General features: G+C 28.9%; 13 protein-coding genes and 1 tRNA gene. 9 read left to right on the top strand and 5 right to left on the bottom strand.

What is annotated here, in order from left to right; all coding sequences use genetic code 11:
- Positions 1 to 7: 7 nt before the first annotated feature.
- A complete protein-coding gene (gene ccsA, locus FBF11_RS04950; protein ID WP_052777269.1) occupies positions 8 to 3253 on the top strand; it encodes a cytochrome c biogenesis protein CcsA in 3246 nt (1081 codons plus the stop codon).
- A 15-nt stretch (positions 3254 to 3268) separates the two neighbouring features.
- Complete coding sequence (locus FBF11_RS04945; protein WP_014517258.1) at positions 3269 to 3718, top strand: hypothetical protein; 450 nt, start codon at positions 3269 to 3271, stop codon at positions 3716 to 3718.
- 2 nt (positions 3719 to 3720) lie between these two features.
- Here the strand turns inward: FBF11_RS04945 and FBF11_RS04940 are convergent.
- The 3 genes from FBF11_RS04940 to tgt form a co-directional block, all read right to left on the bottom strand.
- A tRNA-Arg gene (locus FBF11_RS04940) sits at positions 3721 to 3797 on the bottom strand.
- Positions 3798 to 3849: 52 nt separating this feature from the next.
- Entirely contained in the window at positions 3850 to 4617 is a 768-nt protein-coding gene (locus FBF11_RS04935; RefSeq protein ID WP_002860739.1) for a magnesium transporter CorA family protein, read from the bottom strand.
- Between the two features lies 1 nt (position 4618).
- On the bottom strand, positions 4619 to 5740 hold the full coding sequence (gene tgt, locus FBF11_RS04930) for a tRNA guanosine(34) transglycosylase Tgt (protein ID WP_002868669.1): 1122 nt from the start codon (positions 5738 to 5740) through the stop codon (positions 4619 to 4621).
- A gap of 29 nt (positions 5741 to 5769) precedes the next feature.
- Between tgt and FBF11_RS04925 the strand changes: the two genes are divergently transcribed.
- From FBF11_RS04925 to FBF11_RS04905, 5 genes are read left to right on the top strand one after another with little or no spacing between them, the layout of a single operon-like run.
- The gene (locus FBF11_RS04925) at positions 5770 to 7170 is read left to right on the top strand and encodes a COG3400 family protein (protein WP_002856550.1); all 1401 of its coding nucleotides are present in this window, start codon (positions 5770 to 5772) and stop codon (positions 7168 to 7170) included.
- A 45-nt stretch (positions 7171 to 7215) separates the two neighbouring features.
- A complete protein-coding gene (gene aroB / locus FBF11_RS04920; RefSeq protein WP_002868670.1) occupies positions 7216 to 8271 on the top strand; it encodes a 3-dehydroquinate synthase in 1056 nt (351 codons plus the stop codon).
- Entirely contained in the window at positions 8268 to 9839 is a 1572-nt protein-coding gene (locus FBF11_RS04915; protein WP_057042418.1) for a mechanosensitive ion channel domain-containing protein, read from the top strand. The genes aroB and FBF11_RS04915 overlap by 4 nt, the downstream gene beginning before the upstream one ends.
- A complete protein-coding gene (gene mtaB / locus FBF11_RS04910; protein ID WP_002868672.1) occupies positions 9836 to 11086 on the top strand; it encodes a tRNA (N(6)-L-threonylcarbamoyladenosine(37)-C(2))-methylthiotransferase MtaB in 1251 nt (416 codons plus the stop codon). The genes FBF11_RS04915 and mtaB overlap by 4 nt, the downstream gene beginning before the upstream one ends.
- 3 nt (positions 11087 to 11089) lie before the next feature.
- Positions 11090 to 12706, top strand: a complete 1617-nt coding sequence (locus FBF11_RS04905; RefSeq protein ID WP_057042417.1) for an ATP-dependent metallopeptidase FtsH/Yme1/Tma family protein — start codon at positions 11090 to 11092, stop codon at positions 12704 to 12706.
- Between the two features lie 8 nt (positions 12707 to 12714).
- On the opposite strand, the gene FBF11_RS04900 is transcribed toward FBF11_RS04905, so the two are convergent.
- The gene (locus FBF11_RS04900) at positions 12715 to 13131 is read right to left on the bottom strand and encodes a PepSY-like domain-containing protein (RefSeq protein ID WP_002853001.1); all 417 of its coding nucleotides are present in this window, start codon (positions 13129 to 13131) and stop codon (positions 12715 to 12717) included.
- Positions 13132 to 13229: 98 nt separating this feature from the next.
- On the opposite strand from FBF11_RS04900, the gene FBF11_RS04895 reads away from it, so the two are divergent.
- On the top strand, positions 13230 to 13748 hold the full coding sequence (locus tag FBF11_RS04895; protein WP_002868674.1) for a rhomboid family intramembrane serine protease: 519 nt from the start codon (positions 13230 to 13232) through the stop codon (positions 13746 to 13748).
- The gene (locus FBF11_RS04890; protein ID WP_002852934.1) at positions 13745 to 14257 is read left to right on the top strand and encodes a histidine phosphatase family protein; all 513 of its coding nucleotides are present in this window, start codon (positions 13745 to 13747) and stop codon (positions 14255 to 14257) included. The genes FBF11_RS04895 and FBF11_RS04890 overlap by 4 nt, the downstream gene beginning before the upstream one ends.
- Before the next feature lie 15 nt (positions 14258 to 14272).
- Here FBF11_RS04890 and rpoD read toward each other — a convergent pair whose 3' ends face one another.
- A complete protein-coding gene (gene rpoD, locus FBF11_RS04885; protein WP_168977463.1) occupies positions 14273 to 16141 on the bottom strand; it encodes an RNA polymerase sigma factor RpoD in 1869 nt (622 codons plus the stop codon).
- Positions 16142 to 16220 lie beyond the last annotated feature (79 nt).

Here is a 16220-nt window from a genome sequence, read left to right as displayed (position 1 = left end):
AAAAAGAATGAAAAATATAATAAAAAGCATAGGGGATTTAAGAGTTTCGGTTGTATTGTTTTTGCTTTTTGCGCTTTTTTGTGCTTTGGCAACTTTTATTGAAAGTGCTTATGGAACTCCTACGGCTTGGGCAATGGTTTATGATACTTTTTGGTTTGAATATATACAACTTTTACTTGGTATTAATTTACTATGCGGGATGTTTCGTTATAAAATGTTTGGGCTTAAAAAATTACCTTTAATGATTTTTCATATTTCTTTTTTATTTATTTTAGTGGGTTCTGCAATGACAAGATATGCTGGTTTTGAAGGTATTTTACCTATTAGAGAGCATACTCAAAATTCACTTATAGAAAGTTCTAAGACTTCTTTGCGTATTTCTGCTATAAAAGATGGAGAACGCTATAGTGCGGTTAATGATCGTTATATAGGAAATTTGCCTTTTGCTAATTCTTTTAAACTAAAACTTAATTTAGGTGATGATCAAGCTGTATTAAAATATAAAGATTTAATCTTAAATGCTCATTATACTTATAAAGAAAATAATAATTCTGATCCTTTATTGGTTTTGATGCTTTCTCAAAAAGGATCTCAAGGTGTTGATGTTAAATTTGAAAAAGGTGAAGTTAAGAATATAGAAGGGGTTAACTTTGCTTTTATGAATGATAATGTTAAAGCACCTTTTGTAAAAATTGATGAAAATTTAACTTTAAGTTCAAGTGAAAACTTACATTTTCTAAGTATGCTAGATGGACAAAATTTAGACCTTAAAATTGGAGAAAAGGCAAATGCTAAGGAAAGAAGACTTTATGAAATTAATGATATTAGTTTTGTAGTTAAAGCTGCTTCTTTCCATGCGCAAGAAGCTTTAGAAGGTTCCAATAGACCTCAAGATGAAAGTTTTTGGTTATGGTTTAAATCTGCTTGGTTAGAAGTGGGTAGAACTATGTTGATTTCTACTTTTGGCGAGCCTCAAAATTGGAAAAATTCTTTATTATTGCATTTTAAAGATTTTGCCTTAAGCAATGAGAATAAAAACTTAGAATTAACTGGCTCTAATGCTTTAAAATTAGAATTAAGCTATAAAAATGAAAGTAAAGAATTTTATATTTTTGAATATAATAAACCTATTATGATAGAACTTGCAGATCAAAAATTCTTTATTTCTTGGGCGCTTTCTTATGAACAATTGCCTTTTGATATTTATTTAAGAGATTTTGTATTAGATCGTTATCCAGGTTCTATGTCTCCAGCTTCTTATGCAAGTGAAATTACCGTAAAAAATAATAATGAAAATTTTGATTATAGAATTTTTATGAATAATGTTTTAGATTATGATGGCTATAGATTTTATCAAAGTTCTTATGATCAAGATGAAAAAGGGACTGTTTTATCTGTAAATAAAGATCCGGGCAAAATACCAACTTATATAGGTTATTTTCTGCTTTGTCTTGGAATGTTTATGAATTTTTTAAATCCACATTCTAGATTTAGAACTTTGGCAAGATTAATTAATAAAGACACTTTAAAACATACAAGTGTGATTATTTTTATTTTATTGTTATCTTTTGGTTCTGAAAAGACTTTTGCTCAAGATTTAAATTCGACCTTACCTGTGGTAAATACTAATCATGCTAAAGCTCTTGCCACTTTAATAGTTCAAAAATCAGCAGATGGAAGAATGGTGCCTTTTGATACGCTATCAAGAGAAATTTTAGAAAAAATTCATCAAAGTGATAGCTATAAGGGTCAAAATTCTAACGCTGTTATGCTTTCCATGCTCGTTGATGTAGATAAATGGCAAATGGAACCTTTTATTTTAATGCCACAAAATCAAGCAGTTCGTGATGCTATTGCAAATATTTTAGAAATTCCTAGTGCTAAATATATTTCTTATAAAGATTTCTTTGATGAGAATAACCGATATAAACTTCAAAAATATGTTGAAAATGCAAATCGTAAAAACCCAAATGCAAGAGGAGTTTTTGATAAGGAAATTATAAAACTAGATGAAAGAGCTAATGTTGTAAATTTAGTTTTTAGTGGTGAATTATTTAAATTTATTCCTGTTCAAAATAATCCAAATAATGTTTGGCTTGCACCTTTTTCTGCTGTAACTACTCTTAAGGGGGATGAAGGGCATATTGTTTTGGCTTTAATACAGAATTATTTTAGTGCCGTGGAAAATGCTTTTAAAGATGGTAATTGGACTAGAGCTGATGAAGGCTTGAAATTTATCAAAGAATATCAAGAAAAAATAGGATATAAAGTCATGCCTAGTAAAACCAAGGTTGAAATGGAAATTTTTTCTAATAAGGCTGAAATTTTCGTTAAACTCGCTCCTGTATATTTAATTGCGGGTTTTTTACTTTTGATTCTTGTTTTTTCTAAAATGGTCGTACCGAATTTAAAAATCTCTTTTATATTTAAAGTGGTATATGTTTTAAATGTTTTAGCTTTTGTAATTCATACAGTAGGTCTTGGACTTCGTGCTTATTTATCAGGTCATGCTCCGTGGAGTAATGGCTATGAAAGTATGGTGTATATAGCTTGGGCATTGTCTTTGTCGGGTATATTTTTCTCTAGAAAAAGTCCTATAGCCTTGTCATTAACTTCTATTTTATCCGGTGTTGTATTAATGGTTGCACATTTAAGCGAAATGAATCCGCAAATTACAAATCTTGTTCCTGTGCTCAATTCTTATTGGCTTAGTATTCATGTATCTGTTATTACTGCTAGTTATGGATTTTTAGGACTTTGTGCCTTACTTGGTATCTTTACACTGTTCTTAATGTGTTTTCTTAAGAAAGATGGAAAATATAATCTTAATATTTTGAGAAATATTACAGAGGCTACAAGAATTAATGAAATGGCAATGATTTTTGGACTTTGTTTACTTACTGTAGGAAATTTTTTAGGTGCAATTTGGGCAAATGAAAGTTGGGGGAGATATTGGAGTTGGGATTCTAAGGAAACTTGGGCTTTAGTTAGCATTTTGGTTTATGCAGCAATTTTGCATCTTAGAATGATTCCAAAATATTGTAATCAATTTGTGTTTGCTTTATGGAGTATGTTTGCTTATTGGGTTATTATTATGACTTATTTTGGAGTAAATTACTTTTTAACAGGACTTCATTCTTACGCCGCAGGCGAAGCGGCTCAAATTCCTAATTACGTTTATTGGGGATTTGCATTGATGGTGGTTTTAGCTTTTTTTGCAAGAAGGAAGCGAAATTTTGTGGGCAAACTTTAAATGAACCATATTTTTTTGGTTATTTTTTGTGCTGCTTTAGCGCTTTTATTGTTTTTAGGCGTGATTGCTTATCTTATTACAAGTGATGGCAAAAAAACAATTAAAAAGCAAAAAACTAGCCAAAAGCAGCATGTAGCTGAAAAGACTAAAAAATTTGATACAGACTTAGATAAAATGATAATTGCTGCTTCCGATGTTAAACTAACGGATATTGAATTAAAAGAACTTGCCAAACTTTATGTGCAGACACATAAACTTGGTTCAAAAACTTCTAAAGAATTAGATGAAGCAGCAAAAAAGAAACTAGAATTTGTTTCTGCTTTGGCTGCAAATATTAATGCAAGTGCACAAACAGTAAGTTACTTAAATAAAGAACTTAAGAAAATTTCTGGATCTTACAAAAAAGAAATTGATGCTTACGAGCATATGGGATTAGCTAAAAGAAAAATTAAAGAAGATAAATAATATGGTGCGCTCAAGAGGATTCGAACCTCTGGCCTTTTGAACCGCAATCAAATGCTCTATCCAGCTGAGCTATGAGCGCAAAAATAAGTTAAAATTATATATAAATATTCTTAAAATAAGCAAAATTTTGCTTATTTTGTTTGTTTTTTAGCTTTTTTACCTTCATCTAAATCAAATTCTTTAGTCTTTTTTGAATGATAAAATATAAAACCTACAATCAAAATACAGCAAATCAAAGAAAAAATATAAAGTGTACCATAAGGGCTATCTTTGAAAAAAAGATTATTAGTATTCATTCCAAAAAATCCTACGATCAAATTTAAAGGTAAGAAAATAGAAGAAAGTATGCTTAAAAGATAAATACTTTTATTCATTTTTTCATTTTTAATTGCACTTGTTAATGTATAAAGAGTATCAATTCTTGTTAGATGTTCTTTGGTATTTTTATTTAAGATGCTGATGGATAAATTTAGAATTTTTAAATGTTTTTTGTATTGTGCTTGTTCGCTAAGCAAAAGATTGAAAGCTTCACTTAGAAGATTAATTTGCTTTAGATTTTTGTTAATTTTTTGTCTTAAAACAAAGGATTTTTTGTAAAAATTTTTAACAAAACCACCTTTTAAGATAATACCTTCTTTGTGTTCTAAAAGGTTTTGAAAATGAGTATTTTGTACTTTAAAATCTTCTAAAATAGATTTAATAAAATTTGAAAATTCTTCTATGCTAGAAAGCTTAAATTCTTCATTTTGAAGTTTATAAATTTTTTCATCATTAAAAAGCCAAGTTTCTAAATTTAATCCCACGTAAACAAAAATTTTTTGTCCATAAATTTCGCTATAGAAAGTTTCTAAATTCTTTGCTTGCAGGATTTTTTTTAGATTTTCGTGTAGCTCTAGCATTTTATTTGCCTCTTAAGTGATAAAAATTTCTTTTAAATTGCGTAAAAGAATTGTTCAAAATTGCTTCACGCATCTTTCTTGCAAGTTCAAGATAATAATGTAGATTGTGCAGACTTGCCAAACGAAAAAAAGTAAGTTCTTTAGCTTTAAAAAGATGGTTTAAATAACCCCTTGAAAAATTACGACAAGTATAACATGAGCAAGTAGGATCTATAACTTCATGATCGTTGATAAATTCTGCTTTTTTAATATTAAATTTTCCAAAACTTGTAAAAAATGTTCCATTTCTTGCATTTCTAGTTGGCATCACGCAGTCAAACATATCTACCCCTCGCTCAACATTTTCTACTAAATCTTCAGGCGTTCCTACGCCCATTAAATATCTTGGACGATTTTCGTCTAGATAAGGGTTTAAGTTTTGGACTGTTTCGTACATCAAGGCGTTTTCTTCGCCCACGCTAAGCCCACCTATAGCTAAACCATCAAATGGCATTTCATTTAAACTTAAAGCGCAACGCTTTCTTTCTTCATAATCTGTACCACCTTGGATAATACCAAAAATATTTTGCCCTATACCTATACCTTTATTTTGCATATTTTTATGATAAGTAATAGCCTCTTTTGCCCAAAGTATAGTGCGATCAACAGAAATTTTAACCCTTTCTTTGGTTGCGGGTAGGGCTACTAAATCATCTAAAATCATCATAATATCAGAATTAAAATCATATTGAGTATCTAAAACACTTTTTGGAGTAAAAAGATGACGACTTCCATCAATGTGACTTTTAAATTCTATGCCTTCATTAAAATGTTTGGAATTTTTACTTAAAGAAAAAGCTTGAAAACCACCACTATCGGTTAAAAAACTTCTATCAAATTTCGTAAATCCATGTAAACCTCCAAAATCTTTTACTACTTTGGAAGTTGGACGCAAGTACATGTGATAGGTATTTGCTAAAATAATTTTTGCATCAAGCTCATTTTTCATATCATTAGCATCAAGACTTTTAACCGCTCCTACTGTGCCAACAGGCATAAAAACAGGGGTTAAAAAAGTGCTGTGTGCGGTAGTGATTTCACAAACCCTTGCCATTCCATCTTTATGCTTTAATTTAAATTCCATTTGTTATAATTTCCTTTTTGGAGTTTAAAATGAATAATATTTTAATTATAATAGATGGTATTTTAGCAAAGCATTTCTTAGAAAGGCTTTGTTTTGAAAAAGGCTTAGGTTACTTTTTTACAGTAGTGTGTCAAAATAGTGAAAAAAATAACTTAAATATTTCTAGTGAGTATATTGACTTGCATTATTTTGATCCTACAAGCACAGCGCGTCTTGAAAATATTATGAGTAAGGATTTTAAACAGGCTTTTATTTATATGCAAGATGAATTTGAAACTAAAAAAAGTTATGAGGCTTTGCGTTCTTTAAATCCAAATTTAGAAATAGAAATAATGGATTTTTGGGGATTAAGTGTTAATGATACTCATGCAAATTTAGCTGATGCTAGAATGACTTTAAGCCGTAGATTTATGGATTTTTTACCAGATATTGCTTTAACAGCTCAGTATATAGGACTTGGAGTTGGAGAGATTATGGAAGTAAAAATTCCAGCAGGGTCTATTTTTGCTTATAGGCACATAAGTTCAATACAACAAAAAAGGTGGCGCATAGTCCTTATTTATAGAAATTCTAAAATTTATTTTGTAAAACCATCTTTTGTTCTAGAGCCAAATGATAGCATTTTGATCGTTGGGGATCCTGTTGTTTTACAAAGTATTTTTCATAATATAAGAGGCAAAGCAGGGCAATTTCCTATGCCTTTTGGAAGTAATGTTTTTGCTTTAATTGATATGAAAAATATGAATCAAAATATGCAAGAAAGAGTGCTTGATACTACTTTAAAATTAACTCAAAAAAGCAATGCAAAAAGATTTTTTATACATGTTATCAATCCTAAATTAGGGGTAATGTATGAAAAATTAAAAAAACTTTCTGAGGATAAAGAAGGTGTGTTTTTTGATTATTTCAACACGGATTTTAAACAAATTTCCACATGGTTGCAAAATAATGATATAGGATTAGTTGTAACCGATATAAAAAATTTTGAGAAAGAAAAACAAGCTTTTTTTGATTTAAAAATTCCTATTATGAAGGTGGGTGAAGCTTCTTTTGATGAGCTTAAAGAAGCGATTATTTTAAGTGCCGATGAGAGTGAACTTGAAAACAATGCAAATGTCATTACTGATTTAAGTAAACAGCTTGATTTTGGAGTTATTTTATATTATTATAATCCAAATTCTCAAAATACTACAGATATGGAGGAGTATTTTAGAAGTTTATCTAAGCTTTATGATAAAAATATACAAATTATTAATAAAAATGATGAAAACCCTCTTTTAAATTTGCAATATCGCGAAGATTTGTTACAATTTGTGAGTTTTCAAAAAGAATTACTAAATAGAGATTTTGGCAGAAATTTAAGTACAAATTTAAATAGGCATTATTATAAAATGAGACAAAATTACCAACTTTTCATACCAGTAGAATAAATAATTAATTAAATGTGATAAAATAAATGCAAAAAGAGTAGTTCAATGCAAGTAGAAGTTAAGTTAAAAGAAAATGCTTATAAGGTTTATATTGATGAACTTGAAGAATTAGAATTTGATAGTAAGGTTTTTATACTTTCAAATCCTAAGATTTCAGGTCTTCATTTGAAAACATTACTTTCTAAAATTAAGGCAAAAGAAATTTTTATTGCCACTGTGAAAGATGGTGAAGAATATAAAAATTTAAGCACCATGGAAGAAATTTTAAACCAAATGTTTAATTCTAAATTGGATAGAAAAAGCGTACTTATAAGTTTTGGTGGTGGCGTGATTAGTGATATGGGCGGATTTGCTGCTAGTATTTATCAAAGAGGTATTGATTTTATAAATATTCCTACTACACTTTTAGCTTGTGTTGATGCAGCAGTAGGTGGAAAAACAGGTGTTAATAATAATTTTGGTAAAAATCTTATTGGCACTTTTTATCAACCTAAAGCTGTATATTGTGAGAGTTTTTTTTTAAAGACTTTGAGCTCTAGAGAACTTGCTGCAGGCATGGCTGAATTTATTAAAATGGCAGCAATGTTTGATGATAGTATACTTGATTTTATAGAAAAAATTGATGAAAAAAGTTTCTTAAATGCTACTTGTGAGAATGAAATTTTTACTCAGATTATAGCAAAAAGCATAGAGCTTAAATCAAGGGTTGTTGAACAAGATGAAAAAGAATCAAGGCTTAGAATGCTTTTAAATTATGGTCATACTTTTGCTCATGTTATAGAAAATTTTACAGATTATAAGCTTTATTTACACGGAGAAGCGGTGGCTATAGGTATGGTTATGGCAAATCAATTGGCTTTAAATTTAGGGCTTTTGGATAAAATGCAAAGTCAAAGAATAAAAGATATTTTACTTAAATTCGGTTTGCCAATATCATATAAAATCAACAATGTAGATGAATTTTATGAAGCTTTTTTCATGGATAAAAAAAGCTCTAATAAAAAAATCAATTTTGTTCTTGCTAGTCCTTTGGGTAAGGGTTTGATAAAAGGTGATATTTCTAAAGAAGATATAATTGCAACTTTAAGAGAATTCCAATGAAAAAAATTATTATTTTAACCTTTTTTGTTGTTTTTGCTTTTGGTGATGTAAATCGGACTATTATTAATAATATAAATGAGAAAATTAATACTTTAAATACTGTAATCAGTGCTAGTATTTGGAATATACGTTATGAAAATTTTATAAAATATCAAGATATAAATGATGAATTAATCATTTTAAATCTTAATTTAAAAAAGACTTCCGATATTCACCAACAAGAAGAACTTAAACGCAAGATAGCAAATTTAGAAGAGCAATTGAACTTGCTTAAAGAATATAAAGATTTAAATTTTGCACAAAGTCTTAGTGCCCCTGATAATATAGAAACTTTATCTAAGCTTACTAATCCTTTGGCTATTATAGGAGCTTTTTCTCATATTAAGAAATTAAAAGGAGAAAAGGAAGAGTATATATTTAAATTTAATGATTTTAAAAATTTAGTAGATAAAATCAGGGAAAAAAACTCAGAACTTAAGGAATTAGTTGAGCTTAAACCAAGTGTTGAGAATATAGAAGCTTTAAAAGCTTCGGATAAAAAGCTGGAAGAATTTGAGCAAGCTTTAAATTTTGCTAGTGTTTCTTATTCTGTTTATGAGAAAAAAATTGATGAAGAGCTTTCTCGAGTAAGTGCTGAGATTAAAGTTCAAAGCTTAAGGGCTGTAAATATACTTGTTGCTATTGTTATTGTTATAGCTATAGCTTTTATGTTGAAATTTATTGCTAAAAAGTACATTAAGGATAGTGAAAGATATTATACTGCTACGAAGATTATTAATTTTATTAATATAAATATTATTTTTCTTATTTTGCTCTTTGCTTATATAGAAAATATTACTTATCTTGTAACTATACTTGGTTTTGCCTCTGCAGGCTTAGCTATTGCTATGAAAGATATGTTTATGTCTATGCTTGGATGGTGTGTGATTATTTTTGGCGGAAGTTTTAGAGTAGGGGATCGTATAAAGGTTTTTCAAAATGATACTACCTATATAGGAGATATTATAGACATTTCTTTTTTACGCATTACTCTTTATGAAGAGCTTACGCTTGAAACTTATAATAAAAATCGTCGTAGTGGGCGTATTATATTTATTCCTAATAACTATGTTTTTACAAATTTGCTTGCTAATTATACTCATCATGGTATGAAAACCGTGCTTGATGGCATTGATATAAGTGTTACTTTTGATAGCAATCTTGACAAAGCTCAAGAAATTGTGGAAAATATTGTTACACGCCATGCCAAAGGTTATACTGAGCTTGCTAGAAAAAATATAGCTCGTTTACAACATGAATATAGTATTAAAAATCCTAAAGTGGAGCCAAGGTTTTTTATGTTTTTTGAACATTGGGGAATGAGAATTTCTGCATGGTATATGACTAATGCTTATGCGGCTTTGGTATTAAGAAGTACGATTAGCAAAGAGATTATAAAAGAATTTAATAAGCATAAAGATATAAAAATTGCTTATCCATCGCAAAATTTATATTTAGGAAATTTAAATCAAAATCATTTTGAACAACATTATGAAAATATGTATTTTCATGCAAGGAATAAGGATTGAAAGAAAAAGTTTTTTTTAAAACCTTTGGGTGTCGCACAAATATTTATGATACAGAGCTTTTAAAAAGTTATGTAAAAGATTATGAGATTATAAATGATGAGAATAAAGCACAAATTATCGTTGTAAATTCTTGCACGGTTACAAATGGAGCTGATAGCGGGATAAAGTCTTATGTAAATACCATGCAAAAAAAAGGCATTAAAGTTATACTTACAGGTTGTGGTGCTGTAAGCAAAGGTAAGGAGCTTTTAGATAAAAAGCAAGTTTTTGGAGTGCTTGGAGCGTCAAATAAAGATAAAATCAATGAATTTTTAGGAGCAAAGACAAGTTTTTATGAACTTGGAAATTTAAATTTTATTGATAAAGATATAGTTTGTGAGTATGAAAATCATACCAAAGCTTTTGTGAAAATTCAAGAAGGTTGTGATTTTGCTTGTTCTTATTGTATTATTCCTAGCGTGAGGGGAAAATCAAGAAGCGTGGATGAAAAAGCTCTTTTAAAACAGGTTGAAATTTTAGGAGCTAATGGTTATAGTGAAATTGTTTTAACAGGGACTAATATAGGTTCATATGGGCTTAAAAATGGCACAAGTTTAGGCAAGCTTTTGCAAAAAATGGGACAAATTTTAGGTATAAAACGCATAAGGCTAGGTAGTTTAGAACCTGCACAGCTTGATGAAAGTTTTTTAGAAATCTTAGATGAAGCTTGGCTTGAAAGGCATTTACATATTGCATTGCAACATACAAGTGAAAAAATGCTTCGTATAATGAGAAGAAGATCACATACGGATAATGATTTAAAGCTTTTTAATACTATAGCAAGCAAAGGATATGCTTTAGGGACGGATTTTATAGTAGCTCATCCAGGCGAGAGTGAAGAGCTATGGCAAGAAGCTTTAAGAAATTTTAAAGAATTTCCACTCACTCATATCCATGCTTTTATTTTTAGCCCTAGAAACAACACGCATTCTGCTACCATGAAAGATGTGATAAATGGAACTTTAGCTAAAGAAAGGCTAAACACTTTAAAATCCATAGTAGAAAAAAATAATTATGAATTTAGGAAAAAAAATCAAGTTTCACTTGAAGTTTTGGTAGAAAATCAAAAAGATGGTTTTTTTGAGGGTTATGATCAGTTTTTTAATAAGATTAAAATTAAAAGTGATAAAGATATAGCTAAAGAATGGATCGTTATATCTGAATATGAAGTACAAGAAAAGTCTAACTTTGCAAATTTAAAAGGCTAGATAATGAAAAATAAAAAGATAATTTTAGCATCTTTTATGGTTTTATGTATGCTTTTGGGAATTTTATATTTTAAAAATGAACCTAAATATATAGATGAAAATCTTTATCAAAGTCTATTAAGCCAAAATTTAATCCAAAAAGCTGTGATTGATAAAGACGAAATTTGGCTTAAGGCAGAAGGTGAAAATTACGTAATTATAAAAGATGGCATAGATATAAAAACACTTTTATCAAAAGTTCCCGTAGAGGTTAAAAAAGATAATACGCTTTGGGTGTTTTTTATTTTACTTGTTTTTATTATCGCACTTTTTATAAGTCTTGGCTATTTTGCTCGTAAAAAAGAGTTAACTAAATATCCAATATCAAATAAGAATCAAAATCACACTCAAGCTCAAAATTCAAATATAAATTTAGAAAGTTCTCATATAAAACCTGTGATTTCAAATATTACTTTTAATGATGTAGCAGGTGTTGATGAAGTTAAAATGGAGCTAAGCGAACTTGTGGATTTTTTACAAAATCCTAAAAAATATAAAGAATTTGGTGTAAAAATGCCAAAAGGTGTTTTAATGGTAGGCCCACCTGGTGTAGGAAAAACATTGATAGCAAAAGCAGTTGCAGGAGAAGCAGGGGTGCCATTTTTTTATCAAAGTGGTTCAAGTTTTGTTGAAATTTATGTAGGTATGGGTGCAAAAAGAGTTAGAGAGCTTTTTTCAAAAGCTAAAATGATGGCGCCTAGCATAGTTTTTATTGATGAAATAGATGCCGTAGGTAAGGCAAGAGGAGAAATGTCAAATGTTGAAAGAGATAGCACTTTAAATCAACTTTTAACTCAAATGGATGGTTTTGAGGACAATAGCGGGGTTATAGTTATAGCTGCGACAAATAAAATCGAACTTATGGATCCTGCTTTATTGCGTTCGGGGCGTTTTGATAGGAGAATTTTTTTATCTTTGCCTGATTTTAAGGATAGACTTAAAATTTTAGAAATTTATATGAAAGATAAAAACAATAATATCAATTTAAATAAAATCGCTAAAGCAAGCGTAGGTTTTAGTGGAGCAGGGCTTGAAACTTTGGTCAATGAAGCAGCAATTAATGCTTTAAGAAGAAATAGTGCTTTAGTTGAGGAAAGCGATTTTTATGCTGTATTAAATAAAGTTCTTTTAGGTAAGAAAAAGATTTTAAGTTTTAATAATGAAGAGAAGAAAATTCAAGCCACTTATCAAGCTGCAAAAGCTTTGAGTGCGTATTATTTTGACATAGGATTTGAAAAAATCACTCTCATTGAAGATCGTTTTAAAGAATATGAGCATAATATAAGATCAAAATCAGAGCTTATCAATCGTATAAAAGTTTATTTGGCTGGTTCTAGAGTCATGAGATTGATTTACAATGAAAGTTATACTAACTCGCAAGATGATTTTTTAAAGATTAAAGAATTGCTTGATTATATGTTGAGTTTTGATATGTTGAAAGAGTCAAATTTAAGTGAACAAAAAAAAGAAATGGATGAATTTTTAAATTCTATGAAGGATAAAATTTTAAAATTATCAGAGCTTTTGCTTGAAAAAGAAAAGATAGAATATGACGATGTTAAAGATATAATGCAGGTTTGATGATATGTTTAATCATCAAATTCTTTATATAAGATAGTTCCATTAAAATCTATAAGAATTTTTATATCGTTATCAAGTTTAATCTTATAATGGTTGATTTTTCTTTCAATTTCTCTAGCTTTTGTATTTGGAAATTCGTTTTTGATGATATTGGCTAAATTTTGAGGTAAAAAATCTAGATCAAAAGGAAAGGCTTTATTTTCAATTTCCTTCCAAGCTCCATCTATATCAAATTCAAGCTCTGTTCCATCGCTAAGATAGACTTCATAGGAATTTTTGTCTTTTTGCACGATCCCTATAGGCGCTTTGAAATTATGTTGTAAAAATTCTTTAGAAACATTTGGTAAATTATCAGCAGAAATTATTATATCAGCATTTAAAGATAAACTTAAAATAGTAATAATATTTAAAAATTTAATTTTCAATATTTTTCCTAAATTATTTTTTAGTAAAATTGTAAAGAATTTATGTGAATTTTATGTGAATTTTAAGACAATATTATAAAAAATAAAGGTTTTATATTTTGCTTACAATTTTTTTAATTTTTTTAAATATTTTATGTTATTTTTTGATTTCTTATGATTATTACAATATCCTTGGTTTGAATATTTTATTTTTTAATGGAGCTTATTGGCAGCTTTTAAGTTCAATGTTTTTACATGGAAATTTAACTCATCTTATATTAAATATGATAGTTTTGTTTCAATTTGGGCGTATGTTAGAAACTTATTTGGGTGCTTTGTGTTTTATTTTTATTTATTTTATTGGCGGATTGTTGTGCTCACTTTTAAGTGTTTTTTATGTGTATTTTGATTTTAAATATTTTGGAGAAAATATAAATGTCATAGGCGCTAGTGGTGCAATTTGTGTTTTAATAGGCTTTTATGCTGTTATTGATAAAAATAGCACAAAAGGACTTATAGTGGCAATTTTACTTATGAGTTTTGTGCCATTGCTTATGGGAGTAAATGTTGCTTGGTATGGTCATATTTTCGGGTTTATGTGTGGTTATATTTTAGCTAAAATAAAAGAGGTAAAATGAAAAAAATTTATATTATAAGACATGCAAAAGCAAGTAAGAGTGAAGACATCGATGATTTTGAAAGAAAACTTACTAAGAGTGGAAAGGAAGATTTAAAAAAACTTTTTAAAAATCTTGCTTCGCATGAAATTCATCCTGATTTGGTGCTATCGAGTCCTGCTGTTAGAACCGCTAAAACAGCGAAAAAAATAGCCAAATTTTATAATTTTGATAAAAATAGAATTTGTTTTGATGAAAGATTGTATCTTTGCAATGTTGAAAATTTGCTAAAAATTCTGCAAGATATTGATGATGAGTTTAATGAAGTATTTTTAGTGGGTCATAATCCTAGTTTAATGGAGCTTGGAGAGTTATTAAGTTCGCTATGTTTAGCTTCTTTTCCAACTTCTTCTATCTTGTGTTTAGAATTTGATATTAAGGAATTTAAAAATTTAAAAAAACATAGCGGAAAATTAGTTTTTTTTGAACATGTACGCAAGTTAAAAGAAGAAAAAGATCTGGGTTTTTAGTAAGGAGATTGACTCTTACTTCCAACCTTCTATATAATTTTTTAGTTTTCTTCCTACTTTAGGGTGTTTGAGTTTTTTTATAGCTGAGCTTTCTATTTGTCTCACTCTTTCTCGAGTGACATTAAGTTCCTTTCCAATTTCCTCTAAAGTTCTATCACTTTCATCATCCATTAAACCAAAACGCATACGAATTACCGCTTTTTCTCTATCGTTTAATTGATCTAAAACTTCATCAATTTGTTCTTTTAAATCATCCTTTAAGATATGATCCATTGGAGAAAGTGAATTTCTATCTTCAACAAAATCTCCAAATTTACCATCATCTTCATTTCCTATTGGAGCTTCAAGAGAAATTGGTTCTTTTGTGATTTTAATAACTTGTTTAACCTTATCTACGCTTAAACCTACTTCTTTAGCTATAACACTGACATCAGGTTCTTTTCCATCTTTTTGTAGATGTTCGCGGATAATTTTGTTAATTTGATTGATGGTTTCTATCATATGGATTGGAATTCTTATGGTTCTTGCTTGATCAGCTATAGCCCTTGAAATAGCTTGCCTGATCCACCAAGTTGCATAAGTGGAAAATTTATAACCCCTTTTGTATTCAAATTTATCCACAGCTTTCATCAAACCTATATTTCCTTCTTGGATAAGGTCTAAGAAAGGCAGACCACGATTTGTGTAGCGTTTAGCTATGCTTACAACAAGGCGCAAGTTTGATTTTGCCATTCTTCCTTTTGCTTCATCAGAGATTTTTTTACCGCGTTTAATTTGCTCCAAAATTTCTTTTAAGCGTGATTTTTCAAGATCAAAGCTTTTTTCACTGGCTTCTTTAGTTTGAAATAGTTTTTTAATTTCCATATAAGTGCTTACCATGGTTGTTTCTAAAGCTCGCTCTGTGATTTCTTCTTTGCTCAATTTTGTAATATCTTTTAAAATATCTGCATGGCGTTTTTTAAGTTCATCAGAAAACATAGGTAAGCGGTATTCTAAACGCTTAAGTTCTTTGTCAAATTCTTCATCACTTTTTAGTGCAGTTTCCATTGATTTTACGATTTCGCTAATAAGTTTTGAAGTAGGGCCTAGATCCATTAATTTTTCTTTTAAAATATTTTTTTTGAACGCAATGCTTAATTTATCTAAAAGTTCATCTCCGCTTTCTTTGTCTTTGGATGTTTTTAGCCAATCTTTTTTAGCTTTTTCTAGAGCTTTAAATTTTTCTATAACTTTTAAAGTTCTTTCATCTTCTTTTTTGCTGTTTTTTTTAGTATTTTCTTTATCTGATTCTAATTCTGTTTCGTTTTCTTCATCTTCATCTATATCAAGTTCATCAAGTTTATCATCACTTTTTTCTTCATCGTCAAAGCTTTTAAATAGTTCTTTTACCCTTCTTTCTCTGTTTATTAAAGGTTCTTTATAATCTAAAATAAAATCTATCAAATAAGGTACAGAACAAAAAGCATCAATGATAATATCTTCGCCAAGTTCTATTTTTTTGGAAATTTCAATTTCTTCATCTTTGTTTAATAAAGCAATTTGTCCCATTTCTCTTAAATACATACGAACAGGAGAGTCTGATCTGCTCCATTCTAATAAATCGTTTTCATTGGCTAAATCAAATTCGTTCTCAAGGCTTGTATCTTGGAGTTTTTGTTTTTCTTCTTGAAGTCTTTTTGCATCTTCTATGTTTTTCATTTGTGCAATTTCAGCTGCTGAAAAAAGTTGCACTTTGTGTTTTTTCATTAATGCTTGCACTTTTTTAGTGGTTGATGCACTTGGTTGTTTTGTAAGATATTTTACCAATTTTTCATATGTGATATAATCTTTTGCATTTTCTTGAAATAATTCTTCTAATTCAGCTTCTTGAGTTTTGGCGTTCATTGATTATCCTTGAAATTTATATAAGCTTTGGATTTTATCTAAAAATTGCTTAACTTTCTATATAAATCGGTTATTATGT

It is taken from the genome of Campylobacter sp. CFSAN093224 (genome assembly GCF_012897395.1).
Lineage (GTDB): Bacteria > Campylobacterota > Campylobacteria > Campylobacterales > Campylobacteraceae > Campylobacter_D > Campylobacter_D jejuni.
Note: the sequence above shows the minus strand (reverse complement) of the source record. Positions and strands in the feature narration are given on the sequence as shown.

Bases quoted from the DNA above. Each gene is read 5' to 3' on its own strand.
- FBF11_RS04905 (WP_057042417.1), top strand. From the start codon at position 11,090: ATGAAAAATAAAAAGATAATTTTAGCATCTTTTATGGTTTTATGTATG.
- FBF11_RS04925 (WP_002856550.1), top strand. From the start codon at position 5,770: ATGAATAATATTTTAATTATAATAGATGGTATTTTAGCAAAGCATTTC.
- ccsA (WP_052777269.1), top strand. From the start codon at position 8: ATGAAAAATATAATAAAAAGCATAGGGGATTTAAGAGTTTCGGTTGTA.
- FBF11_RS04915 (WP_057042418.1), top strand. From the start codon at position 8,268: ATGAAAAAAATTATTATTTTAACCTTTTTTGTTGTTTTTGCTTTTGGT.
- FBF11_RS04935 (WP_002860739.1), bottom strand. From the start codon at position 4,617: ATGCTAGAGCTACACGAAAATCTAAAAAAAATCCTGCAAGCAAAGAAT.
- FBF11_RS04890 (WP_002852934.1), top strand. From the start codon at position 13,745: ATGAAAAAAATTTATATTATAAGACATGCAAAAGCAAGTAAGAGTGAA.
- tgt (WP_002868669.1), bottom strand. From the start codon at position 5,740: ATGGAATTTAAATTAAAGCATAAAGATGGAATGGCAAGGGTTTGTGAA.
- rpoD (WP_168977463.1), bottom strand. From the start codon at position 16,141: ATGAACGCCAAAACTCAAGAAGCTGAATTAGAAGAATTATTTCAAGAA.
- aroB (WP_002868670.1), top strand. From the start codon at position 7,216: ATGCAAGTAGAAGTTAAGTTAAAAGAAAATGCTTATAAGGTTTATATT.